The sequence below is a fragment of the Spiribacter aquaticus genome, assembly GCF_007625215.1.
In the GTDB taxonomy this organism is placed as follows: domain Bacteria; phylum Pseudomonadota; class Gammaproteobacteria; order Nitrococcales; family Nitrococcaceae; genus Spiribacter; species Spiribacter roseus.
On record NZ_VMKP01000001.1, the window covers coordinates 409,608 to 431,033 of the forward strand.

A 21,426-nucleotide genomic window follows, 5' to 3' on the forward strand; every position below is an offset into this window, starting at 1 on the left:
ATGCTGCTCAATCTTGAACAAGTCACGCTGCGCTTTGCCGGCAACACCGTGCTCGATAAGGTCGACTTCGGGGTCGAGGCGAATACGCTGGCCAGCCTGATCGGGCCCAACGGCGCGGGTAAGACCTCGCTGTTCAACTCCATCACCGGCTTTTACCGGCCCCAGGAGGGGCGTATCGAGTTCGCCGGCGAGCGCGTGCTGCGGCGCAAGCCCCACAAGGTCACCCAGCTCGGCATCGCCCGCACCTTTCAGAATGTGCGCCTGTTCCGCGAGATGTCGGTGATGGAAAACGTCATGGCGGGCATGCATTGCCGCACCCGCGCGGGGGCCTTTGGCGCCGTGTTGCGCACCCCCGGCCAGCGCGCCGAGGAGCGCTATATCGCCGAAGTGGCCCACGACTGCATGCGTTTTGTGGGCGTCGATGAATACGCCGACCGCCTTGCCACCAACCTGGCCTATGGCTATCAGCGCCTGGTGGAAATCGCCCGGGCGCTGGCGACCCAGCCGCGGCTGATCCTGCTGGATGAGCCCGCGGCCGGGCTGAATGCCACCGAGAAGGCCTCGCTGATCGAGCTGATCCGGCGTATCCGTGACGAGCGCGGCATCGCGGTGCTGCTCATCGAGCATGACATGGGCTTGGTGATGCAGGTCTCGGAGCGCATCAATGTGCTCGATTACGGCCGTATCATCGCCAATGGCAACGCCGAGGAGATCAAGAACAACCCCCGGGTCATCGAAGCCTATCTGGGGCAGGAAGACGAGGAGATGGTGCTGTGACAGAGCCGGTCCTTCGCGTGGAGCAGGTCGAGTCGTTCTACGGCAAGATCCAGGCGCTCCGCGGTATCGACATCGAGGTGGCCCCCGGCCAGATCATCGCCGTGCTGGGCAGCAACGGCGCCGGCAAGACCACGACGCTCAAGACCATCTCGGGACTGGTGCGTGCCCAGGTCGGCCGCATCCACTTTGACGGTGAGGACATCACCCGTCTGCCCCCGCATGAGATCGCCCGCAAGGGCGTGGTGCATGTGCCCGAGGGCCGGCATATCCTCAAGGGCCTGAGCGTGCAGGAAAACCTCGAGCTCGGCAGCTTCACGGTCCGCGACCCCGCGGTGCGGCGCGAGCGCATGGCGGATGTGTTCGAGCGCTTCCCGATCCTCTCTGAGCGGCGTCACCAGGACGGCTCGCTGCTCTCCGGCGGCGAGCAGCAGATGCTGGCCCTGGGACGGGCGCTGATGCATGGCCCGCGGGTGCTGCTGCTTGATGAGCCGTCCATGGGGCTTGCGCCCAAGCTGGTCACCCAGACCATGCGCATCGTCAAACAACTCAACGAGGCGGGCACCACCATCCTGCTCGTCGAGCAGAATGTGCGCCTCGCGCTCAAGATCGCGCACTATGCGTATGTCCTCGAGAACGGCGAAATCCACAACCAGGGGAAGGCTTCGGCGCTTGCCGAGGACGAGAGCATCGTCCAGGCCTATCTGGGGGCCTGATGCGGGTGGCGATCGTGGGTACTGGCCCGGCCGGCACGGCGGCGGCCCGGGGGCTGATCGGCCGCGGCGTAGCGGTGACGCTGTTTGATGAGCAGCCCCGCAGCGGCGGCAATATCAGCCGGATCCGGGCAACGGATGCTGCCACGCCCCTCGAGACCCTCGCCCGCGCCTCAGCGGAAGTGGAACTGCATACCGCCACCCGGGTGTTGTCCACCGAGGCCGGCGGCCGGGTCTGGTTTGATGCCGGTGACGGCGCCGAGGCGCGGGACTTTGACGCCATCGTGCTCGCCTGCGGGGCCTATGATGTCCACGACCCCATCCCCGGGCTGCCCGCGCCGGGGGTCAGTGGCGCCGGCGCCCTGCAGGCCCTGCTCAAGGGTCAGGGCCTGGTCCCCGAGGGGCCGGTGGTCATCGCCGGCAGCGGACCGTTTCTGGGAGTGGTCGCCGCCGGCCTGGTGCGCGCCGGTGTGCCGGTCACGCAGGTGCTGGATCGGCTGTGTCTGAGCGACTATTTTCGCCTGGCGCCCTGGGGCGCCGGCATCCCCGGCAATAGCCTGGAGTTTCTGCAGACCCGCTGGCAGCTGGCCCGGGCCGGGGTCGCGATGCGGCATGGTGTGGCCGTGACCGCTGTGGGCGACAACCAGTTGACCACCGATCAGGGCGAAACCATCGGCTTTCGTCATCTGGGCCTCACCGAGCGCTTCATCCCCCAGACCCAGCTGGCGCGGACCGCCGGCTGCGGCCTTGAGTACGATCCCGTGGGCGGTTATTGGCGGGTGGTGACCGATGCCCGCGGGCGCACCGATCGCCCGGGTATTTACGTGATCGGCGAAGGCCAGGGCGTGCGCGGCTGGCGGCATGCCCGACTATCCGGTGAGCGGGTGGCCCCGGCGGTGGCCGCGGATCTGGCGGGGCAGCCCCTCAAGGCCCGCGACAATGGCCTGCGGCGGCGCTTTCTGATCGGGTTCGGCCGCGCGCTTGAACACCGGCAGTCGCGGCGGGCCGCCACCCGACCCGCCGCCGAGGCGGTCATCTGCCCCTGTGAGGGGACCCGGGTGAGCGCCGTCGACGAGGCCGTCTCGCTGGGTCTGGCCGACCTGTCATCGATCAAGGTGGTGACGCGTTGCGGCATGGGCCCCTGTCAGGGCCGCTACTGCGAGCCGCAGGTGACGGCGCGCATCCGTGCCGCCGGTGCCACGCCCCGGGGAGCGCTCAATCAGCGTGCCTTCTCGCGACCGGTCCGTGTCGGGGAGGTGATCGATGGAACGGGTTGATGCGCTGGTGGTCGGCAGCGGGATCATCGGCAGTTTCGTCGCCCTGGCGTTGCGCGAGCGGGGCCTCGAGGTGATGGTTGTCGACCGCGGGGGGCTTGCGCCGGGGACATCGCGCAGCAGTGACGGCAACCTGCTGTGCTCGGATAAATCCCCCGGACTGATGCTGGATCTCTCGCGCCGCAGCCTGGACGCGTGGCACCGCTTCGCCGGGCGCTATGGCAATGACTGCGAATTCGACCCCAAGGGGGCGACGGTGGTGGCGCGCTCGGCGGATGAGGCCCGGGGCCTGAAGGCGCTGGTGGCCGAGCATCAGGCCCGCGGCATCGACTGCCGGTTTCTCGACAGCGGCTGGCATGCCCTTGAGCCGCACCTGGGCCCGGAAACCGTGGCCGTCGGCAACTGGCCGAACGACGCCCAGGTGCAGCCCATGCTGGCCTGCTACCAGATCGCGCGGATCCTGCGTGATCAAGGGGTGACCTATCGGTTCTATGAGGGCATCGACCGGCTTGAACCGCGCGACGATGGCGTGACCGTCACCCTGGACGGGGGTGATCGCATCGAGGCCGGCCACGTCGCGCTATGCACGGGGGTCTGGACGCCCGAGATCCTCGCGCCGCTGGGTCTGTCCGTGCCGGTACAGCCGCGCAAAGGGCATATCGCCGTGCTCGAGCGGGGTGATGTGGTGGTCAACTCGAAGATCGCCGATTTTGGCTACCAGGCCGCCGCCGAGAGCACCGAGGTGGACGAGACCGCGGTCCAGACTGCCGCCATCATCGAGGCAACGCGCAGCGGGACCATCCTCTGCGGCAGCTCGCGGGAATTTGCCGGTTTCGACATGGCGGTCAATATGCAGACCGTCCAGCAGCTGCTGGCCGACTGCGTGCGCATCGTCCCCGACCTGGCCCGCCTGCGGGTGATCCGCGGCTACGCCGGACTGCGACCGTTTTCGCCCGACGGCCATCCGCTGATCGGTCCGGTGCCCGGCGCGGAACGACTCATCGTGGCGACCGGCCACGAAGGGGCAGGCCATGGGCTGGCGGCGGTGACCGGCGATCTGGTGGCCGCCTGCGTGGCCGACGGCGATACCCACCCCTATGAGGGCCGCCTGCACCCGGAGCGGTTTCAATGACGGGGCCGGGGTTTCGTTGTCTGGAGGCGGCGGGCGAAGCGATCCGCGTTGAGATTGACGGCCGGTCGGTCGAGATACCCCGCGGGGTGAGCGTGCTGGGTGCGCTGCTGTTGCAGGCGGATCAGGGTCAGCGGCCGGACTGGTTCTGCGCCATCGGCCAGTGTCAGCGCTGTCAGGTGCGGGTCAATGGCCACGAGACGACGGCCTGCCAAGCTTATCCGGCACCCGGTGATCGCATCGAGACACCAAAGGGATGGAGCGGCTGACCGGGATCGAACCGGCATCACTGCCTTGGGAGGGCAGCGCTCTACCATTGAGCTACAGCCGCGCTGCGGGATCATTATATCGCTGGATGGCTGCGGTACAATGGCCGTATGAACGCAAACGACCCCCAGATCACCCTGTATGTGAACGGCGAGGCCCGATCGGTGCCGGCCGAGACTACCGTTGCCCGGTTGGTGGAGTCCCTTGAGCTCGGCCAGCGGCGGATCGCGATCGAGCTGAATGGCGAGGTCGTCCCGCGCAGCGAGCACGCCAGCCGATCCCTCAACGACCAGGACCGTATTGAAATCATCCGCGCCATCGGCGGCGGGTGAATGACCAAGAGGCAAGCATGACGCAGCAGCGACCACTGACCATCGCGGGGCACAGCTACCAGTCCCGCCTGCTGATCGGTACCGGCAAATACCGGGACATGGCCCAGGCCGGCGAAGCCATTCGCGCCAGCGGGGCCGAGATCGTGACCGTCGCGATCCGGCGCACCAACATCGGTCAGAATGCCGACGAGGAAAACCTGCTCGATGTCGTCCCGCCCAGCGAGTTCACCATCCTGCCCAACACCGCGGGCTGTTATACCGCCGATGATGCCGTGCGCGTCTGCCGGCTGGCCCGCGAGCTGCTGGATGGGCACGACCTGGTCAAGCTCGAGGTGCTGGGTGATCCCCAGACCCTCTATCCCGACATCCCCGCCACGCTCGAGGCCGCCGAGCGTCTGGTGGCCGATGGCTTCAAGGTGATGGTGTATACCAGTGACGACCCGATCATCGCCCGGCGGCTCGAGGAGATGGGCTGCGTGGCGGTGATGCCACTGGCCTCGCCGATCGGCTCGGGGCTGGGCATCCAGAACCGCTACAACCTGCTGACCATCCTCGAGAATGCCTCGGTGCCGATCATCGTCGACGCCGGCGTGGGAACCGCCTCGGATGCGGCGGTGGCCATGGAGCTGGGCGCCGATGGCGTGCTGCTCAACACCGCCGTTGCCGCGGCGCAGGAGCCGGTGCTGATGGCCTCGGCCATGCGCAAGGGGATCGAGGCGGGGCGTGAAGCCTACCTGGCCGGGCGCATGCCGATGCGCCGGTTTGCATCCGCCAGCTCGCCGCTGGAGGGCACCTTCTGGCAAGGCCGCCAGTGAGTACGACCGGTTACCGACCGATCCGCAGTTTTGTCCGGCGCGAGGGTCGCCTGACCGCCGGCCAGCAGCGGGCGCTTGATGAGTTATATCCGCGCTACGGCGTCGACTGGTCGGGCGGCAGGATCGATGTGGCGGCAGGCTTCGAGCGCCCCGCGCCCCTGGTGCTGGATATCGGTTTTGGCGACGGCGACGCACTGGCGGAGATTGCTGCCGCCCATCCCGATCGCAATTACCTGGGCGTCGAGGTCTATCGCACCGGCACGGGCCGACTGCTGCGCCGTATTGAATCGGAAGGCCTGACCAACCTGCGGGTGCTGCTCGCCGATGCCAGCGAGCTGCTGCGCGAGGGCCTGGCCCCGGCATCGCTCGCGGGGGTGCAGCTGTTCTTCCCCGACCCGTGGACCAAAAAGCGCCATCACAAGCGCCGGATCGTGCAGGCCGAATGGCTGGCGCGGGTGGTGGACCGCCTGCAGCCCGGCGGCTTTCTGCATATGGCCACCGACTGGGCGGACTATGCCGAATGGATGCTGTCGCTGAGCGACGCCGAGCGGCACCTGCACAATCCCTATGGCGGCTATGCGCCTGATGCCGGTGATCGGCCCGAGACCCGCTTCGAGCGCCGCGGCCGACGCAAGGGGCATGAGGTGTTCGACCTTATCCTGCAGCGGGTGGATGTGTGATCAACTCAACCCTTCGTGTCGAGCAGATACGATTGAGCCACCGCTAGAGCGTCACATCTTCGGCAGCGGGAAGCCGCTCATCCACATCGGGAAAGTCCATTTCGAGGTCTTCCAGCTCAGCGAGTACATCAATGAGCCCTTTTTTCGTCACCGGCTCAATGATCAGATGATCTCCTTCCTTGCGTATGTTTGAGCATGTGTCTGGAAGAGCGCCGTGTCAATCGGCCGACAGATGCAACCGAGTGAGCCGCTGTTAACGAGCGCGTTATTAGTGGCGTGGGCTATTAACGAAAACGCCGCTTAGTGTTAATCGTGAACGCGTTCGTCCCGCAGCCGTTACCCCCGTGTCCCGCACCGGAGATCACGGGGTCGCGCGCACGACGCCATGAGCAGGCACTACTGGCTTGCGGTCGACTGGATTCAATCACCCAGCTCCTCCCGGAGCCCGACCTGTTTCTCTATGCGTATATCCGCCGCGAAGCGCTTGTCTCCAGTCAGATCGAGGGGACCCAGTCTTCGTTGTCTGATCTGCTGCTCTTCGAGCTGGATTCCCCTTATCCAACCGGCTCCTGTGCGAGATGCATGCGCGGTTGCTCGCCCGCGGTCGCGGCGCCCGGATGCAGCCCGGAGCATTCCGTCGATCACAGAACTGGATCGGCAGGACGCGGCCCGGAAACGCTCGTTTCGTCCCTGCGCCGCCTGAGTATGTACAGGACGTGATGGCCTCGCTTGAGGCGTTTCTGCATAAGGAGAAGCTGCCTTTTTCGGCGTTGATCAAGGCCGCGCTTGCCCATGTGCAGATTGAGACGATCCATCCATTCCTCGATGGCGTGCGCTACGACGGGGACTGGGAGGCATGGCTGGATTTCTTCCTGGAGGGGGTTCAGGTCACCGCCACGGGGGCTGTCGACACGGCGGATCGGCTGGTGACGCTGTTCCGGGAGGATGCGCAACAGATTCAGAATCTTGGGCGGGCATCCGCCAATACCCTCCGGGTCTTCGACGCACTTCGTTCGCGTTCGGTGGCATCCATAAAAGACCTCCGGCGGCGTAGCGATCTCAGTGCGCCAACGGTTGGCCGGGCGGTTGATGCCCTCGAAGAAATGGGAGTTGTCGACGAGATCACGGGCCGTCAGCGTGATCGTGTCTATGTCTATCGCCGCTACCTGAATATTCTCAACGAGGGGGCAGAGCCGCTGTGAAGGGCCGCATTGAAGGCTTACTCCGTTTGTTGCAGACTGTTAGACACTTTGGTTTGGGTGCCACGGCATCCGATTAAAAGGGAACGCAGTGCAAGACTGCGGCTGCCCCCGCAACTGTGAGCGGAGAGCGAAGCCCCGATATGCCACTGTCGCCACGGCGATGGGAAGGTGGGGCCAAGCGTTGACCCGCGAGCCAGGAGACCTGCCAGAGCGATCACCCATTTCCGGTGCGGGGCGCGCCAGGGAAGCGGCACTACCGCAGCGGTGACAGTCGCCGGTCTGCGGTGGGCTGTCCGATGAGGGCCTTCGCAGACCACGTGTGTCTGTCGGCGGGAGCCATCCCGCCCGAACGCCAAGGGCCTCAATCAAATGAACAAAGCAACCCCTCTGACCGCACTGGCGCTGGCCGCCGGTGTGTCGACGAACGTCTACGCGCAAACCAGCCAGACCACCGAGCTTGAACCGATCATCGTCTCCGGCGGCATATCCCCGGTCGCCGCGGATGAATTCGGCCGCTCGAACACCGTCATAACCCGGCGCGATATCGAAGACAGCGGCTACGCCACCGTCCAGCAGGCGCTTGAAGCGCAGCCGGGGGTTTCGATCAACGGGACGGGGCCGAATGATCGGCAGATTCGCATTCGCGGCGGTGAGGGTAACCACACGCTCGTGCTGATCGACGGCGTCCGCGCCGCTTCAGGCGATAACGAATTTGTCCTGCGCGGGCTGGACACGAGTTACATCCAGCGGATTGAGATCCTGCGGGGCCCGCAGTCGGTCCCCTATGGCACGGATGCCGCAACAGGTGTCGTCAATATCATCACACGCGAGGCGGGTGAAGGAGTCGGCTTCGGCGCGTCAGCCGAGTTTGGTGAAGGTGATCGTCAGAGTGCCTATGTCACCCGCGGCACTGAGAACAGCAAGCTGTCGCTATCGCTATCCAACCTGAACGACGAAGGCTATGACTTCAGCGGGAGCGGTGGTGAGAAGGATGGCACTCGCTGGAAATCGCTGAACACCAAGGGATCTCTGGATCTGACCGCGAGAACAACAGCGGGCTTCAGCTTCCGTATCGCTGATGCGCGTTATGACTTTGACGACACAGATAACAGCGCAAACAGCGCTGGTGGCTATATAGTAGACAATCCAGACAAGCAAAGGGATTTGACTGAACGGGCCGGGAGTGTCTACTTAAAGCATCGGACGTCTGACGAAACCATCAGTCATAGGCTTCGTTTCGACCGCACCGCTAATCAGACCGATAACGACTTCGCGAGCGATACGACGACTGACGTCGGGCAATATCGTGTTCAGGTTGCACTCGATCAGGCCCGCATCGAGAGCAGCGATCAACTTCTGAGCTTACTGCTGGAGCGGCGTGTCGACGGAGATGAAGGCGAGACCCAGGATCGCGAAAACGATAGCTTCGGCCTCGAGTATCAGACGTGGTTGTCCGACGCCCTGAGCGTGCAGGCGGGGCTGCGTTACGACGATAACAACCTCTTTGAAGATGCGACGACCTGGAACATTGCGGGCAGCTATTTCCTAGATAACGGATTACGCCTGCATGCGTCAGGCGGTCGAGCCGTGGTTAACCCTAGTTTCTTTGAATTCACGGGCAACACAGACGAGGCCTATAACAGCGATCTTGAGGCAGAAAAGAATCTTGGTTTTGACGTTGGTCTCGAAGTGCCACTGCGGCGGATCAGCGGATCTATAGACATAACTGTTTTCCGCGACGCTCTGGAGGACGAGATTTTTTTAAAAAGTGGGACGTTTCCAGGCCCGTACGAGTACGGTAATCGTGACGGGAAGAGCGATCGCCGGGGCGTGGAGCTGACGATATCCGCCAATCCGACACAAAACCTTGATCTTAAGGGTAGCTATACCTATCTGGATGCCACAGATTCGGACGGACAAACGGTTACACGCCGGCCTCGTAATGAGCTCGGCGCCCGCGCTCAGTGGCGTCTCCCCAACGTAGCCACAACACTATCCGGTGATGTTCGCTATGTGGATGGGCTTTCTGGCAAGGAATTCTGGAAAGAGGGGTCACCACGGAAGGAGCTTCCTGAATTCACCGTTGTTAACCTAGCGGCTACTCATTCCTTAACGGATCATGTTGATTTGACCGCCCGCGTTACCAATGCCTTCGACGAGGATTATCAGGAGGTCTGGGGCTTTGCCACCCGTGGCCGTGCTGCCTTCGTTGGTGTCCGCACGTCGTGGTAGGCCGATCGATTCGACGTTTGCTGGCCGGGCTGCTGCTCCCGGCCGCGCTCTCGCTTGCCATGCCGGTGCTGGCGGCTGAGGACACGCCCCAGCGCGTCGTCTCCATGAACCTGTGCACTGATCAGCTCGCCATGCTGGTGGCGGGACCTGAGCAGTTGATCTCGGTGTCGTCCCTGTCTCAGGACCCTGCCAACTCGGCGATGGCGGATCGGGCCCGGCAGTATCCCGTCAACCATGGGCGGGCCGAGGAGATTCATGTCCTCGAGCCTGACCAGGTGATTGCCGGACGTTTCAGTGCCACGACCACCGTGGCGATGCTGCGGCGGCTGGACATCCCCGTCGCGGTGTTTGAGCCGGCGATCTCACTGGACGATGTGCGCGATAACCTGCGGCGAATGGGGGAAGTGCTGGGGCGGTCCCAGCGGGCCGAGGCGCTGGTCCGGCAGTTTGATCGGCGCCTGGACGCCATCCGCGTTGCCAGGACGCCGGCGGACGGGGCGGATGCGGCGCTGTTCTTTCCCAACGGCTACACCCGCGGTGAAGAGACCCTCATCGGTGACATCGTCGAGACGGCGGGTTTCGACAATGTGGCGAGTGATCTGGGCGTGACGCGGGGGGCGATGCTGCCGCTGGAGCGGCTGGTGATGGCAGGCCCGGATCGGGTGATCACGGCCAGTCGGGGGCCGGGTTACTCGCGCTCGGAGGCGATCATGCAGCATCCGGTCCTCGAGGATATCGCGCCGTTCGGCGTCCATCGGGGGCTGGGTAATGCTGACTGGGTCTGCGGGACGCCGCATGTCCTTGACGCCGTCGAGCGGATGGCATCCCTGCTCCAGCGCCCGGCTGGTGAGCCATCTCCATGACCCGATTGCTGGCGGTCCTCGGAGTTCTGCTGGTGGGGCTGTTCGGGGCGTCGCTGGTGGTGGGCCCAGCCCCGATTGGTCCGCTGAGCAGTCTTGAGGCGCTGTTCGACGGTGGACAGACGCCGCTGTCACTGGTGATGCGTGAGATCCGTCTGCCGCGCGCCATTCTGGCGGTCATGGTGGGGGCCAGTCTGGGCCTGTCGGGGGCGGCGATGCAGGGCTACCTGCGTAACCCGCTGGCCGAGCCGGGATTGTTGGGGATTTCGGGCAGCGCGGCGCTGGGGGCGGTGCTGGCCATCCAGACCGGGCTGGCAGCGGGTTTTGCCCTGGCGCTGCCGCTGGCGGCCCTCGCCGGCGCGCTGATCGGTGTGCTGCTGATCACCCTCCTGGCGGGTCGGCAGGGCGGTACGCTCAGCCTGATTCTGGCGGGGATCGCGATTTCGGCGCTTGCGAGTGCCCTGGTGTCACTGGTCCTCAACCTCTCCCCCAACCCGTTCGCCACCAGCGAGATCGTGTTCTGGATGATGGGATCACTCGCCGACCGCTCCATGCACCATGTCCTGCTGGCGCTGCCGTTCGTGCTGCTGGGCGCCCTCTTGCTGCTGACCCTCGGCCGGCCACTGGATGCGATGACGCTGGGCGAGGACACCGCTGAGGCCATGGGTATGCGGGTGCGCCGGGTGCGCTGGCGGCTGATCATCGGATCAGCACTGGTGGTGGGGGCCAGCACCGCCGTGGCCGGCACCATTGGTTTTGTCGGCCTGGTCGTTCCGCATCTGATCCGGCCCTGGGTGGGCGCAATGCCCGGTCGGCTGCTGGTCAGCAGCGCGCTGGGCGGGGCCGCCATGGTGCTGCTGGCCGATGTGCTGGTGCGGGTGATATTGCCGGCCTCGGACCTCAAGCTGGGTGTGGTGACGGCCCTGATCGGCGCGCCACTGTTTCTGCACTTGATCTACCAGACGCGACGGACGCTGGCATGAATGCCCTGACCATCCGCGATTTTTCGGTGTCGCTGGGGGACGGACCGGTCCTTGAGCACGTCAATCTCCACATCCAGCCCGGCGAGCTGGTCGGGTTGATCGGCCCCAATGGGGCGGGCAAGACCAGCCTGATGCGCGCGGCGCTGGGGCTGATCCCGGCCACCGGGCACTGTTCGCTGGCGGGTCTGGATGATCGCAGCCGCGCCCGGACTGTGGCCTGGATGCCCCAGGACCGCAGCGTCGCCTGGCCGATCAGCGTCGCGGCGCTCGTGATGCTGGGTCGGATGCCGCACCGGATGCCGGGTCAGCGCCCGAGTGCGCAGGATCATGACCAGGTGGCCGCGGCGATCAGACAGGTGGGCCTGGCCGGTTTCGAGCAGCGGGCGGTGACGCGGCTTTCAGCCGGTGAGCGCACCCGGGCACTGATTGCGCGCGCCCTGGCGCAGCAGACCCCCCTGGTCATGGCCGATGAGCCGATCGCGGGACTCGACCCGGCGCATCAGATCACCACCATGGAGACGTTTTCCGGGATTGCGGCCAGTGGCCGTTCAGTGCTCGTGTCGATGCATGATCTGGGGCTGGCGGCCCGTCACTGCACGCGGTTGATCCTGGTGGGAGAGGGGCGCGTAGTGGCCGATGGCACGCCCCAGCAGGTGCTGACCGCCGATCACCTGGCCCGGATCTTTCATATTGAAGCGTTTCTGCACTCCACTGATCACGGCCCGGTCTTTCAGTCGCTGCGCGTCCTCGGCCCGTAGCTTTTCGAGACGAACGCCACCTCGGTGTCGCCCCGCCGCTGGTTGATCACCAGAATCATCGCAAAAAACAGATTGCAGAGGATGTTGCAGAACCGCGGCAGGACATCGGGCACCTCGATCCCGGCCTCCTCGATGCGCACCATCTGCCGGATCGCCTTCTTGGCGCCGGAGCGGGCCAAGTTGAGGAATGGGACAGGCACGTCGCCGCGGGGCAGGACGAAGCCGTCGGCGCGGCCGTCGGCCTCGTTGCGATAGTGGTCGAGCCGGGCCTTGGCCCAGGTCAGGTCCGCCTCCTGGATGGCCAGCCGGCCACGGATCGAGCCATTCAGGTGAAAGGCGAGGGGCTGGAGGGTGTCCAGATCGGCGTGCAGGTCGGTCATTTCCGCGGGCAGGCTCGAGAGCGCCGCACCGATATTGCCGCAGAGCTCGTCGGTGATGACCTCGAAATCGCACAGTGGCGAGGTTTCGTGGATGAACGGGTAGCAGACTTCGTCAAGATCGGCGCTTCGTTGCATGGGTTATGTCCTGCTCATCAGTTATTCTTCAGCCCATGACACTGAGCATTATGACCGCCAATCTCAATGGCATACGCGCGGCCCAGCGCAAGGGGTTCTTTGAGTGGCTCGACGCTGAGCGCCCGGATGTCCTGTGCATTCAGGAGACCAAGGCCCAGCAGGCCCAGCTCGAAGGCGGGCCGTATTTCCCCGACGGCTATCACGCCGCCTTTGCCGATGCCGAGCGCAAGGGCTACAGCGGCGTAGCGGTGTATAGCCTGCGCGAGCCGGACGCTTACCATCGGGGCATCGGCATTGACGAGATCGATCGCGAAGGCCGATGGCTGGAGGCGCGGTTCGGCGATCTGAGCGTCGTCTCGTTCTACATGCCTTCGGGCAGCTCCGGTGAGCACCGCCAGGGCATCAAGGATGCGTTCATGGAGCCGCTGCTCGAGCGCCTGAAAACGATGGCGGCGGATGGCCGGGAATACATCATCGGCGGCGACTGGAACATCGCCCACACCTGGCGCGATCTGAAGAACTGGCGCTCCAACCGCAAGAACTCGGGCTTTCTGCCCCACGAGCGCGAGTGGATGGACCGCCTGCTGGGCGAGGCCGGGTTCGTGGACGCGTTCCGGCAGGTCAACGACCGCGACGATGAATACACCTGGTGGTCATTCCGCGGTCAGGCGTGGGCCAACAACACCGGTTGGCGCATCGACTATCAGATCACCACGCCGGGGATCGGGGCGCGGGTCCAGGACGCCCGGGTGCACCGTGCCGACCGGTTCTCGGACCACGCCCCGCTGACCGTTCATTACGACTGGCCGGATCCGTCCTCGGCATCCAGCCGCTTGAGATAGTCGACGATATCCGAGGATTCATACATCCACTCGACGCGACCGTCCGGGTACTCGATGCGCAGGCACGGCACCATGCCCTTGCCGCCGCCCTCGATCAGTTCCTGACGCCGACCGGGCTCGCGCAGGATGTTGCGCGACTCGAACTCGACGCCCAGGTCACTGGTCGAGCGGCGGACGCTCTGGCAGAAGCCGCAGAGTTCGTGTTCGTAGAGTGCGAGATGGTTCGGTTTTTCCATTCTGATCCTCACTGACCGGTTTCAAGGGTGTCCAGGTAACGCTCTGCGTCCAGCGCGGCCATGCAGCCACTGCCCGCCGATGTAATGGCCTGCCGGTAGACATGATCCATGACGTCGCCGGCGGCGAACACCCCGGGCACGCTGGTGGCGGTGGCGTTGCCTTCAAGACCGCTTTTGACCCGGATATATCCCCCGCTCATGTCCAGCTGGCCCTGAAACAGCTCGGTATTGGGGCGATGGCCGATGGCGATGAACACACCCGTCAGCGCGAGATCGTCGGTGGAGTCGTCAACACGGCTGCGCAGGCGGGCGCCGGTGACGCCGCTGTCGTCGCCCAGGACCTCGTCCAGGGTGCTGTTCCAGCGGATGCTGATCTGCCCGGCGTCGACGCGCTGCTGGACCTTGTCTTGGAGGATTTTCTCGCCGCGGAACCGGTCGCGGCGATGGATGATGGTGACATGCCGGGCGATGTTGGACAGGTACAGCGCCTCTTCGAGCGCGGTGTTGCCACCGCCCACCACGGCCACCTCCTGATTGCGGTAGAAAAACCCGTCGCAGGTGGCGCAGGCCGACACGCCCTTGCCCATGAACCGGCTCTCGGAGTCGAGGCCCAGATACATGGCCGAGGCACCGGTGGAGATCACCAGCGCATCCGCGGTGTACTCGCCGCTGTCGCCGATCAGGCGCACGGGCTTTTCGCCCAGCTCGGCGGTGTGGATATGATCGAAGCGGATGTCGGTCCCGAAGCGCTCGGCGTGCTGGCGCATCCGCTCCATCAGATCAGGACCCTGCAGGCCCGAAACATCGCCGGGCCAGTTGTCCACATCGGTGGTGGTGGTCAGCTGCCCGCCCATCTCCATGCCGGTGACCAGCACCGGCTCGAGGTTGGCGCGGGCGGCATAGACCGCGGCGGTGTAGCCCGCCGGCCCCGAACCGAGGATCAACAGGCGGCAATGACGCGCTTCGGACATGACGGACTCCCTGTGCGTTAAAACCCTATTTTCCATCGCCCCGCGTCGGGGCGTCTACCGTTGCGGGCGCGGGTTGGTATTTCATGATGATCAGGACCAGCCCCACGGCGGGCAGGCCGAGCAGCGCCGAGAGGGTGAAGAAGGTGGGATAGTCCATCGCATCCACGACGATCCCGCCGAATCCGCTGAGGAATTTGCCCGGCAGCGTCATCAGCGAACTGAACAGCGCGTATTGGGTGGCGGTGTAGCGGACGTTGGTCAGGCTTGATAGCCAGGCGATGAACACCGACCCGGCCAGACCGCCTGACAGGTTGTCGGCGCTGATGGTCAGCACCAGGGCATGGGTCGCGCCGTCCTGACCGGCCATCCAGGCGAACAGCAGGTTGGTGACCGCCGCCAGAAAGGCGGCGGCGAGCAGTGGCCGCAGGATACCGAAGCGGGTCGCCAGCGAACCGCCCAGCAGTGCACCCAGGATGGTCATGCCCAGCCCCCAGGCCCCGCTGATGTTGGCGATCATCGCCTTGCTGTAGCCCAGATCGATGTACAGCGGATTGGCCATGCTGGCCATGGCGATGTCGGTCACCCGAAAGCTCGCCACCAGCGCCAGCATCACCAGCGCAAAGCGCCCGAAGCGGCTGAAGAAATCGCGCACGGGGGCGATGACCGCGCTCAGCAGCCAGGCCAGCGTGGCGCGCAGCCAGACCGGCATGTCCGGGTGCCGGGCGACGAAGGCCCGGGCCCGGGCGTCTTCCCCGCGCGCCAGACGATCCTGCTCGGCGACCGGCTCGGGCCGCAGCAGCACGGTCAGCATGCCAATGCCCATCAGCCCGGCCATGCTCAGATAGGCCGCCCGCCAGCTGAGCAGATCGGCGAGATACAGGGCGCCGGTGTACGAGGCGAGGATGGCGATGCGGTAGCCGAGCTGATAGGCGGCGGCCAGGGCCGCCTGGTGGCGATCGATGTCGCACTCGATGCGAAAGGCGTCGATGGCGACATCCTGGGTGGCGGATGAGAACGCCACCAGCAGCGCCAGCAGCGCCACCGGCAACAGCGCCGCCTGCGGATCGGCGAAGGCCATGCCCGCCAGCCCCGCGGCGATGCCGATCTGCCCGAGCAGGATCCACGACCGGCGCCGGCCCAGCGCCCGTGTCAGCCCCGGCACCGGCAGCCGGTCGACCACCGGCGACCAGATGAACTTGATCGAATAGGTGATGCCCACCCAGCTGAAAAAGCCGATGGCACTGCGGCTCACCTCCATCTCGCGCAGCCAGGCACTGAGCGTGGCAAACACGAGCATGAACGGCAGTCCCGCCGAAAAGCCCAGAAACAGCATGGCAAGGACGGTGGGACGGCGATAGATGGTGATCGCCTCGCGCCAGCGCCCGATCCGGGTTGTTTGCTCCATGCACGCATCGTCGGGGAAGGCGCGGGGCGGAGCAAGCTTTCTTGATCACCCATGGCCGTTTGGTCAGAATGAATCGTTCAGGGGGAGTCCGGTCGGCGCTTTTGCCGTCCGGACTTTTTGTTGGCCGGGAGGGCCGCACGAATGAGTGAAAACCGCAGCGACGCGCCATTGCGCGAGGATATCCGCCAGTTGGGGGGCCTCCTTGGCAGTACCATCCACGAGCAGTCGGGCGCGCATGTCTATGAAACCGTTGAGGAGATCCGCGGCCTGGCGAAAAGCGCCCGGGCGGGGGACGAGGCGGCGGCCCGGGCGCTGGAAAAGCGTCTGGGTGAGCTGCCCGATGAGCTGATCGTCCCCGTGGTGCGGGCGTTCTCGCAGTTCCTCAATCTGGCCAACATCGCCGAGCAGCATCACCGCATCCGCCGTAGTCGGGCGTGGGTCCGTGACACCCAGACCGGGCCGCTGCGCGGCTCGCTCGAGGAGTTTTTCAAGCGCATGGACGCCGCCGGCAACACCGGCGAGTTGCACGAGACCATCGCCAACCTGGATATCGAGCTGGTGCTGACCGCGCACCCCACCGAGGTCATGCGCCGGTCGCTGCTGCAGAAGTACAACCACATCGCCGAGTTGCTGGGACAGGGGGATCGGCTCGATCCCACGCCGGAGGAGATCGAAGAGGTCCACCAGGCGCTCAAGCGCGAGATCACCGCCGCTTGGGAAACCGACGAGATCCGCCGTCGACGTCCGGCGCCCCAGGACGAGGCCCGCTGGGGGCTCGCGGTCATCGAGCAGACCCTGTGGGATGTGGTGCCGCATTTTCTGCGCCGTCTGGACCGCAACCTCAAACGCCAGACCGGCACACCGCTGGCGCTGGACTCCGCGCCCATCCATTTCGGCTCCTGGATGGGCGGCGACCGCGACGGCAACCCGCGGGTGACCGCGACCGTGACCCGCGAGGTCTGCCTGCTCAATCGCTGGAAGGCGGTGGAGCTCTACGAGCAGCAGATCAACGCCCTGATCGAGGACCTGTCCCTGCAGTGCGCCAGCGACGAGCTGCGCGGCTGGGTGGGTGATGCCTGGGAGCCCTATCGAACCGCCCTCAAGGCGGTCCGCGACCGGCTGCTGGCCACGCGGCACTGGCTTGAGGCGCGTCTGGCGGGGCGGCAGCCCACCGACGGGCTGATCTACTGGCGCACCGAGGAACTGCGCGAGCCGCTGATGATCTGCTACCGCTCGCTGCATGAAAGCGGCGCCGGCATGATCGCCGAGGGGCGGCTCAAGGATCTGCTGCGCCGGCTGTCGGTATTTGGTCTGACCTTGATGCGCGTCGACATCCGCCAGGAATCGACCCGCCATACCGATGCGCTCAACGCCCTGACCGAGGCGCTTGGCATCGGGAGCTACGCCGACTGGGACGAGGACGAGCGCCAGCGCTTTCTGGTGCGCGAGCTGGACAGCCGCCGGCCGCTGATCCCCCGCGACTTCGAGGCCGATGAAGAGGTCACCGAGGTGCTCGATACCTGTCGCGTCATCGCCGAGATGGGCGCCGATTCGCTGGGTGCCTACGTGATCTCCATGGCCTCGAAGCCCTCGGACATCCTCGCCGTCAAGCTGCTCCAGAAAGAGGCCGGCGTGCGCTCGCCGCTGCGCGTGGTGCCGCTTTTTGAAACGCTTTCCGACCTGCAGGGCGCTCAGGCCTGTCTCGATCAGCTGATCGGCATCGACTGGTACCGCGAGCACATCGACGGCGTCCAGGAAGTCATGATCGGCTATTCCGACTCGGGCAAGGACGCCAGTCATCTGACCGCGGCCTGGGCGCTCTACCAGACCCAGGAGCAGCTGGTGGAGAGTGCCCGCCGCCATGGCATCAGCCTCAAGCTGTTCCACGGCCGGGGCGGTTCCATTGGTCGTGGCGGTGGCCCCACGCACGCCGCCATCCTCTCGCAGCCACCGGGCTCGGTGGACGGGCGCCTGCGGGTCACCGAGCAGGGCGAGGTGATCCAGGCCAAGTTCGGCCTGCCGGGCATTGCCGAGCGCAACCTCGAGCTTTATATCACCGCGGTGGCCGAGGCGACGCTGGTGCCGCCGAATCCGCCCGAAAAGGGCTGGCGTGAGGTCATGGATCAGCTCGCGGGACGCTCCTGCGAGGTCTACCGCGACATGGTCCGCGAGACGCCGGAGTTCATCGAATACTTCCGCCACGCGACGCCCGAGCACGAAATCAGCCATCTGGCCATCGGCAGCCGGCCGGCCCGGCGCAAACCGACCCAGGGCGTGGAAAGCCTGCGTGCCATCCCCTGGATCTTCGCCTGGACACAGACCCGGCTGCTGCTGCCGGCCTGGCTGGGGGCCGGCAGCGCCCTGGCGGAAAGCCTTGAGGCGGGTCGGCGCGACACACTGCACCATATGTACGAGGCGTGGCCGTTTTTCCGGGCGTTCATCGACATGCTGGAAATGGTGCTGGCCAAGAGTGACCCCGCGGTGGCCGCCTGGTACGACGCCCGGCTGGTGCCCGAATCGCTGCATGGGCTGGGTGAGGGGCTACGCGAGCGCCATGACGAAACCCGGCGGACGGTGCTCGAAGTCAGTCAGCATGCCCAGCCGCTGGATGATGCGCCGGTGGTGCAGCGCTCGGTGGGCCTGCGCAACCCCTACGTCGATCCCCTCAACCTGCTGCAGGTCGAGCTGCTTGATCGGGTACGCCACGGCCACGAGGAAGACCTGCGCGATGCCCTGATGATCTGCATCAACGGCATTGCCGCCGGCATGCGCAACACCGGGTAGCCCATGCAGCCGTATCAGCACGATCTCATCGACTTCGCCCTCGAGCGTCAGGTGCTGCGCTTTGGCACCTTCACGCTCAAGTCGGGGCGCCAGAGCCCATACTTTTTCAATACCGGGCTGTTCAGCTCCGGCGAGGCGCTGCGCCGGCTCGGGGCCGCCTACGCCCGGCGGGCGGTGGATGCGGGGCTGGCCTTTGACGGCGTGTTCGGGCCCGCCTACAAGGGCATCCCGCTGGTCTCGGCCCTGTCCATGGCGCTGGCCGCTGAGCATGGGATCGACTGCCCGTGGTCGTTCAACCGCAAAGAGGAAAAGGACCACGGCGAAGGCGGGTCCGTGGTGGGGGCGCCGCTGTCGGGCCGCGTGCTGATCGTCGATGACGTGATATCGGCGGGGACCTCGGTGGCCGAGAGCGTCGCGCTGATCGAGGCGGCCGGGGCGCAGCTGGCCGGCGTGCTGGTGGCGCTGGACCGCCAGGAGCGCGGTCAGGAAGCGCTATCCGCCACCCAGGAGGTCGCCGCGCGGCACGGTGTGCCGGTCATCGCCATCCTCACCGTCGATATCCTCATGGAATACCTGGCGCGCCAGCCGGATCGGGGCGGCGACCTGGCGGCGATGCGCGAGTACCGCGCCCGCTACGGCGCCTGACGCCGGCGCCCGCCGGTGATGGCCGGCAGATGACGCTCGAGCAGCAGCGCCAGCGCCGCGGCGATCGCCAGACTGAGCGCCACGGCGAGAGCGCTGCCGGCCGCCAGCATCCAGTGTGACGAAGTGGGCAGGTTGGCCTGCATCCACGCGGCGATCGGCGGGTTGGCGAAGTGGTAGAAAAACCCATGCAGGCAGTAGATGATCAGGGTGACCTCACCCAGACGCTGTAGCCCGGTCCATGCCGGTACCAGCCGCGCGATCAGGATGATGGTGGCGGTACCGACCAGCGCGGTCAGCGGGAACAGCAGCGGGTGCCCGACCGTGCCGAACATCATCACCACCACGTCGAGCAGCCGGAACGGTCCCTGATTGAGGTTGTAGGTGAGGGTGATGATGGCAAGCCCCGCGACAGCCGCCAGTGCCACGCCATAGGGCGGGAACGAGCGCTCCAGCACGCCGGTGCGGCGGACCAGAATGCCGGTCAGGTAGAACGCGTAGCCCAGCGGCACCACATGGGCCATCCACATGATCAGGCCCGCGCTCAGCACATCGACCTCGCGGTTGAAGACATACCCGATGACGTAAAAACCGATGATCGCCGCGACAAGCGCGGTGTTGCTGCGCCACAGACGGCCGATGGCGCCATGGAGCAGTTCAAGGACGACCAGACTCGCCAGAAACCACAGCGGGATGCTGAAGGCGGGCAGGCCCCGGGCGGTGCTGATCAGCCCGGCGATATAGCCGTCGGCACCGCTCAGATCCACCGTGGGAAACCAGCCCGGCACGCCCGCCAGCGCCACGCCGGCCGGCAGCAGCGCAAACACCGCGTAGGGCACCAGACGCCCGCGGGCAATGCGCTTGAGCAGCGCCCCCCAACCCTGCGTCAGCCGGCGCTCGTTGTGGACGATCCCCGAGAGCACATAGAAAAGCGGCATGTGAAAGCTGTAGACCCACTTGTACTGGGCGGCCGCCGCGGCGCTGTCCAGGTACATGACCTGCTCGACCAGATGACCGTAGAACACCAGCGCGATGGCCAGAAACCGCGCCGTGTCGATGCTGCCGATGCGCGGGCTCGGGCTCATGCGGCGTCCGCGCCGTGGATCAGTGTGCCGACGCCGCTGTCGGTCAGCAGCTCCAGCAGCACGGCATGCTCAACCCGCCCATCAATGATGGTGGCGGCGCCGACGCCGTCGTGCACCGCTTCCAGCGCGCAGTCGACTTTGGGCAGCATGCCGCCCTGGATGGTCCCGTCGTTGATCAACTGCTGCACCCGGGCGGCGTTCAGCCCGGTCAGCAGGCGCCCGTCGCCGTCGAGGATGCCGGCGGTGTTGGTCATGAGGATGAGCTTTTCCGCCTTGAGGGTGCGCGCCAGGTGACCGGCGACCAGATCGGCGTTGATGTTGTACGAGGTGCCCTGGTCGTCGACACCGATCGGCGCGATCACCGGGATGAAGTCGGCCCCATCGAGCAGCGTCATCAGGGCGGGGTCGATGCCGGTGACCTCGCCGACGTGGCCGATGTCGATGATCTCCGGGGCCTGTTCCGCCGGCCCGGTGCCGGTGAGGGTGAGCCGCCGCGCCCGGATGAGCCCGCCGTCCTTGCCGCTCAGCCCCACCGCGCGGCCGCCATGGGTATTGATCAGGTTGACGATGTCTTTGTTGACCAGTCCGCCGAGGACCATTTCAACCACGTCCATGGTCTCGGCATCGGTGACGCGCATGCCCTGGACAAATTCGGTCTGCTTGCCGATCTGCGAGAGGACATTGCCGATCTGCGGGCCGCCGCCATGGACGATGACCGGATTGATGCCCACCAGCTTCATGAGCACCACGTCCCGGGCGAAGCTCTTTTTCAGGTCATCGTCGACCATGGCGTTGCCGCCGTATTTGACCACCACGGTGCGGCCATGGAACCGCCGAATGTAGGGCAGGGCCTCGGTGAGGACGTGGGCGACCTGACTGGGCGGCGTGGCATCAGTATTCATGGGCGATGTTTTTCCGGTTCACACA

22 protein-coding genes, 1 tRNA gene, 1 pseudogene and 1 riboswitch are annotated in these 21,426 nt (G+C 65.8%); of the genes and pseudogenes, 17 read left to right on the plus strand and 7 right to left on the minus strand.

The window, feature by feature from the left end; all coding sequences use genetic code 11:
• From FPL11_RS02050 to FPL11_RS02070, 5 genes are read left to right on the plus strand one after another with little or no spacing between them, the layout of a single operon-like run.
• Positions 1-777, plus strand: a complete 777-nt coding sequence (locus tag FPL11_RS02050) for an ABC transporter ATP-binding protein (RefSeq protein WP_069133871.1) — start codon at positions 1-3, stop codon at positions 775-777.
• Positions 774-1,490: an ABC transporter ATP-binding protein gene (locus FPL11_RS02055; RefSeq protein WP_069133872.1), complete on the plus strand. Its 717-nt coding sequence runs from the start codon at positions 774-776 to the stop codon at positions 1,488-1,490. Before FPL11_RS02050 ends, FPL11_RS02055 begins: the two co-directional genes overlap by 4 nt.
• The gene (locus FPL11_RS02060) at positions 1,490-2,764 is read left to right on the plus strand and encodes an FAD-dependent oxidoreductase (protein WP_144347021.1); all 1,275 of its coding nucleotides are present in this window, start codon (positions 1,490-1,492) and stop codon (positions 2,762-2,764) included. Before FPL11_RS02055 ends, FPL11_RS02060 begins: the two co-directional genes overlap by 1 nt.
• Complete coding sequence (locus FPL11_RS02065) at positions 2,751-3,893, plus strand: NAD(P)/FAD-dependent oxidoreductase (RefSeq protein ID WP_144347022.1); 1,143 nt, start codon at positions 2,751-2,753, stop codon at positions 3,891-3,893. Before FPL11_RS02060 ends, FPL11_RS02065 begins: the two co-directional genes overlap by 14 nt.
• Entirely contained in the window at positions 3,890-4,159 is a 270-nt protein-coding gene (locus FPL11_RS02070; RefSeq protein WP_144347023.1) for a 2Fe-2S iron-sulfur cluster-binding protein, read from the plus strand. Before FPL11_RS02065 ends, FPL11_RS02070 begins: the two co-directional genes overlap by 4 nt.
• Here FPL11_RS02070 and FPL11_RS02075 read toward each other — a convergent pair.
• Positions 4,148-4,221, minus strand: a tRNA-Gly gene (locus tag FPL11_RS02075). The genes FPL11_RS02070 and FPL11_RS02075 overlap by 12 nt on opposite strands.
• Positions 4,222-4,267: 46 nt before the next feature.
• On the opposite strand from FPL11_RS02075, the gene thiS reads away from it, so the two are divergent.
• The 9 genes and pseudogenes from thiS (at position 4,268) to FPL11_RS02115 (ending at position 12,019) form a co-directional block, all read left to right on the plus strand.
• The gene (thiS, locus tag FPL11_RS02080) at positions 4,268-4,489 is read left to right on the plus strand and encodes a sulfur carrier protein ThiS (protein WP_144347024.1); all 222 of its coding nucleotides are present in this window, start codon (positions 4,268-4,270) and stop codon (positions 4,487-4,489) included.
• Between the two features lie 17 nt (positions 4,490-4,506).
• Positions 4,507-5,304 (plus strand): thiazole synthase, encoded by a 798-nt coding sequence (locus FPL11_RS02085; RefSeq protein ID WP_144347025.1) that lies wholly within the window; start codon positions 4,507-4,509, stop codon positions 5,302-5,304.
• Positions 5,301-5,984 carry a tRNA (guanosine(46)-N7)-methyltransferase TrmB gene (gene trmB / locus FPL11_RS02090; RefSeq protein WP_144347026.1) on the plus strand — a complete coding sequence of 228 codons (684 nt, stop codon included), beginning with the start codon at positions 5,301-5,303 and terminating at the stop codon, positions 5,982-5,984. The genes FPL11_RS02085 and trmB overlap by 4 nt, the downstream gene beginning before the upstream one ends.
• Before the next feature lie 312 nt (positions 5,985-6,296).
• Positions 6,297-6,479 (plus strand): annotated as a pseudogene (locus FPL11_RS10165) (Fic/DOC family N-terminal domain-containing protein); the annotation flags it as partial.
• 95 nt (positions 6,480-6,574) lie between these two features.
• On the plus strand, positions 6,575-7,186 hold the full coding sequence (locus tag FPL11_RS02095; RefSeq protein WP_246085260.1) for a Fic family protein: 612 nt from the start codon (positions 6,575-6,577) through the stop codon (positions 7,184-7,186).
• A 32-nt stretch (positions 7,187-7,218) separates the two neighbouring features.
• Positions 7,219-7,410: riboswitch (cobalamin riboswitch) on the plus strand.
• A gap of 145 nt (positions 7,411-7,555) precedes the next feature.
• A complete protein-coding gene (locus tag FPL11_RS02100) occupies positions 7,556-9,418 on the plus strand; it encodes a TonB-dependent receptor plug domain-containing protein (RefSeq protein ID WP_144347027.1) in 1,863 nt (620 codons plus the stop codon).
• Positions 9,412-10,281 (plus strand): ABC transporter substrate-binding protein, encoded by an 870-nt coding sequence (locus FPL11_RS02105; RefSeq protein ID WP_235013507.1) that lies wholly within the window; start codon positions 9,412-9,414, stop codon positions 10,279-10,281. The genes FPL11_RS02100 and FPL11_RS02105 overlap by 7 nt, the downstream gene beginning before the upstream one ends.
• On the plus strand, positions 10,278-11,261 hold the full coding sequence (locus FPL11_RS02110) for a FecCD family ABC transporter permease (RefSeq protein ID WP_144347028.1): 984 nt from the start codon (positions 10,278-10,280) through the stop codon (positions 11,259-11,261). The genes FPL11_RS02105 and FPL11_RS02110 overlap by 4 nt, the downstream gene beginning before the upstream one ends.
• Positions 11,258-12,019 carry an ABC transporter ATP-binding protein gene (locus FPL11_RS02115; RefSeq protein ID WP_144347029.1) on the plus strand — a complete coding sequence of 254 codons (762 nt, stop codon included), beginning with the start codon at positions 11,258-11,260 and terminating at the stop codon, positions 12,017-12,019. The genes FPL11_RS02110 and FPL11_RS02115 overlap by 4 nt, the downstream gene beginning before the upstream one ends.
• Here FPL11_RS02115 and FPL11_RS02120 read toward each other — a convergent pair.
• Positions 11,992-12,534, minus strand: coding sequence for a hypothetical protein (locus FPL11_RS02120; RefSeq protein WP_069133884.1), 543 nt, complete (start codon positions 12,532-12,534; stop codon positions 11,992-11,994). The genes FPL11_RS02115 and FPL11_RS02120 overlap by 28 nt on opposite strands.
• Positions 12,535-12,569: 35 nt before the next feature.
• On the opposite strand from FPL11_RS02120, the gene FPL11_RS02125 reads away from it, so the two are divergent.
• Entirely contained in the window at positions 12,570-13,376 is an 807-nt protein-coding gene (locus FPL11_RS02125; protein ID WP_144347030.1) for an exodeoxyribonuclease III, read from the plus strand.
• On the opposite strand, the gene FPL11_RS02130 is transcribed toward FPL11_RS02125, so the two are convergent.
• From FPL11_RS02130 to FPL11_RS02140, 3 genes are read right to left on the minus strand one after another with little or no spacing between them, the layout of a single operon-like run.
• Positions 13,331-13,612, minus strand: a complete 282-nt coding sequence (locus tag FPL11_RS02130; protein WP_144347031.1) for a glutaredoxin family protein — start codon at positions 13,610-13,612, stop codon at positions 13,331-13,333. The two genes, FPL11_RS02125 and FPL11_RS02130, sit on opposite strands and share 46 nt — an antisense overlap.
• Before the next feature lie 8 nt (positions 13,613-13,620).
• Complete coding sequence (gene trxB / locus FPL11_RS02135) at positions 13,621-14,583, minus strand: thioredoxin-disulfide reductase (RefSeq protein WP_069133887.1); 963 nt, start codon at positions 14,581-14,583, stop codon at positions 13,621-13,623.
• 25 nt (positions 14,584-14,608) lie between these two features.
• Positions 14,609-15,988 (minus strand): AmpG family muropeptide MFS transporter, encoded by a 1,380-nt coding sequence (locus FPL11_RS02140; RefSeq protein WP_144347032.1) that lies wholly within the window; start codon positions 15,986-15,988, stop codon positions 14,609-14,611.
• 141 nt (positions 15,989-16,129) lie between these two features.
• On the opposite strand from FPL11_RS02140, the gene ppc reads away from it, so the two are divergent.
• Entirely contained in the window at positions 16,130-18,772 is a 2,643-nt protein-coding gene (ppc, locus tag FPL11_RS02145; RefSeq protein WP_144347033.1) for a phosphoenolpyruvate carboxylase, read from the plus strand.
• A gap of 3 nt (positions 18,773-18,775) precedes the next feature.
• A complete protein-coding gene (pyrE, locus tag FPL11_RS02150) occupies positions 18,776-19,417 on the plus strand; it encodes an orotate phosphoribosyltransferase (protein WP_144347034.1) in 642 nt (213 codons plus the stop codon).
• On the opposite strand, the gene FPL11_RS02155 is transcribed toward pyrE, so the two are convergent.
• Positions 19,405-20,499 (minus strand): acyltransferase family protein, encoded by a 1,095-nt coding sequence (locus FPL11_RS02155; protein WP_144347035.1) that lies wholly within the window; start codon positions 20,497-20,499, stop codon positions 19,405-19,407. The genes pyrE and FPL11_RS02155 overlap by 13 nt on opposite strands.
• Positions 20,496-21,401, minus strand: a complete 906-nt coding sequence (argB, locus tag FPL11_RS02160; protein ID WP_069133892.1) for an acetylglutamate kinase — start codon at positions 21,399-21,401, stop codon at positions 20,496-20,498. Before argB ends, FPL11_RS02155 begins: the two co-directional genes overlap by 4 nt.
• Between the last annotated feature and the right edge of the window lie 25 nt (positions 21,402-21,426).

Excerpts from the sequence above, each read along its gene's own strand:
- FPL11_RS02050 (WP_069133871.1), top strand. The coding sequence starts at position 1 with ATGCTGCTCAATCTTGAACAAGTCACGCTGCGCTTTGCCGGCAACACC.
- FPL11_RS02060 (WP_144347021.1), top strand. The coding sequence starts at position 1,490 with ATGCGGGTGGCGATCGTGGGTACTGGCCCGGCCGGCACGGCGGCGGCC.
- FPL11_RS02065 (WP_144347022.1), top strand. The coding sequence starts at position 2,751 with ATGGAACGGGTTGATGCGCTGGTGGTCGGCAGCGGGATCATCGGCAGT.
- FPL11_RS02070 (WP_144347023.1), top strand. The coding sequence starts at position 3,890 with ATGACGGGGCCGGGGTTTCGTTGTCTGGAGGCGGCGGGCGAAGCGATC.
- thiS (WP_144347024.1), top strand. The coding sequence starts at position 4,268 with ATGAACGCAAACGACCCCCAGATCACCCTGTATGTGAACGGCGAGGCC.
- FPL11_RS02085 (WP_144347025.1), top strand. The coding sequence starts at position 4,507 with ATGACGCAGCAGCGACCACTGACCATCGCGGGGCACAGCTACCAGTCC.
- FPL11_RS02100 (WP_144347027.1), top strand. The coding sequence starts at position 7,556 with ATGAACAAAGCAACCCCTCTGACCGCACTGGCGCTGGCCGCCGGTGTG.
- FPL11_RS02110 (WP_144347028.1), top strand. The coding sequence starts at position 10,278 with ATGACCCGATTGCTGGCGGTCCTCGGAGTTCTGCTGGTGGGGCTGTTC.
- FPL11_RS02115 (WP_144347029.1), top strand. The coding sequence starts at position 11,258 with ATGAATGCCCTGACCATCCGCGATTTTTCGGTGTCGCTGGGGGACGGA.
- FPL11_RS02120 (WP_069133884.1), bottom strand. The coding sequence starts at position 12,534 with ATGCAACGAAGCGCCGATCTTGACGAAGTCTGCTACCCGTTCATCCAC.
- FPL11_RS02125 (WP_144347030.1), top strand. The coding sequence starts at position 12,570 with ATGACACTGAGCATTATGACCGCCAATCTCAATGGCATACGCGCGGCC.
- FPL11_RS02130 (WP_144347031.1), bottom strand. The coding sequence starts at position 13,612 with ATGGAAAAACCGAACCATCTCGCACTCTACGAACACGAACTCTGCGGC.
- trxB (WP_069133887.1), bottom strand. The coding sequence starts at position 14,583 with ATGTCCGAAGCGCGTCATTGCCGCCTGTTGATCCTCGGTTCGGGGCCG.
- FPL11_RS02140 (WP_144347032.1), bottom strand. The coding sequence starts at position 15,988 with ATGGAGCAAACAACCCGGATCGGGCGCTGGCGCGAGGCGATCACCATC.
- ppc (WP_144347033.1), top strand. The coding sequence starts at position 16,130 with ATGAGTGAAAACCGCAGCGACGCGCCATTGCGCGAGGATATCCGCCAG.
- pyrE (WP_144347034.1), top strand. The coding sequence starts at position 18,776 with ATGCAGCCGTATCAGCACGATCTCATCGACTTCGCCCTCGAGCGTCAG.
- FPL11_RS02155 (WP_144347035.1), bottom strand. The coding sequence starts at position 20,499 with ATGAGCCCGAGCCCGCGCATCGGCAGCATCGACACGGCGCGGTTTCTG.
- argB (WP_069133892.1), bottom strand. The coding sequence starts at position 21,401 with ATGAATACTGATGCCACGCCGCCCAGTCAGGTCGCCCACGTCCTCACC.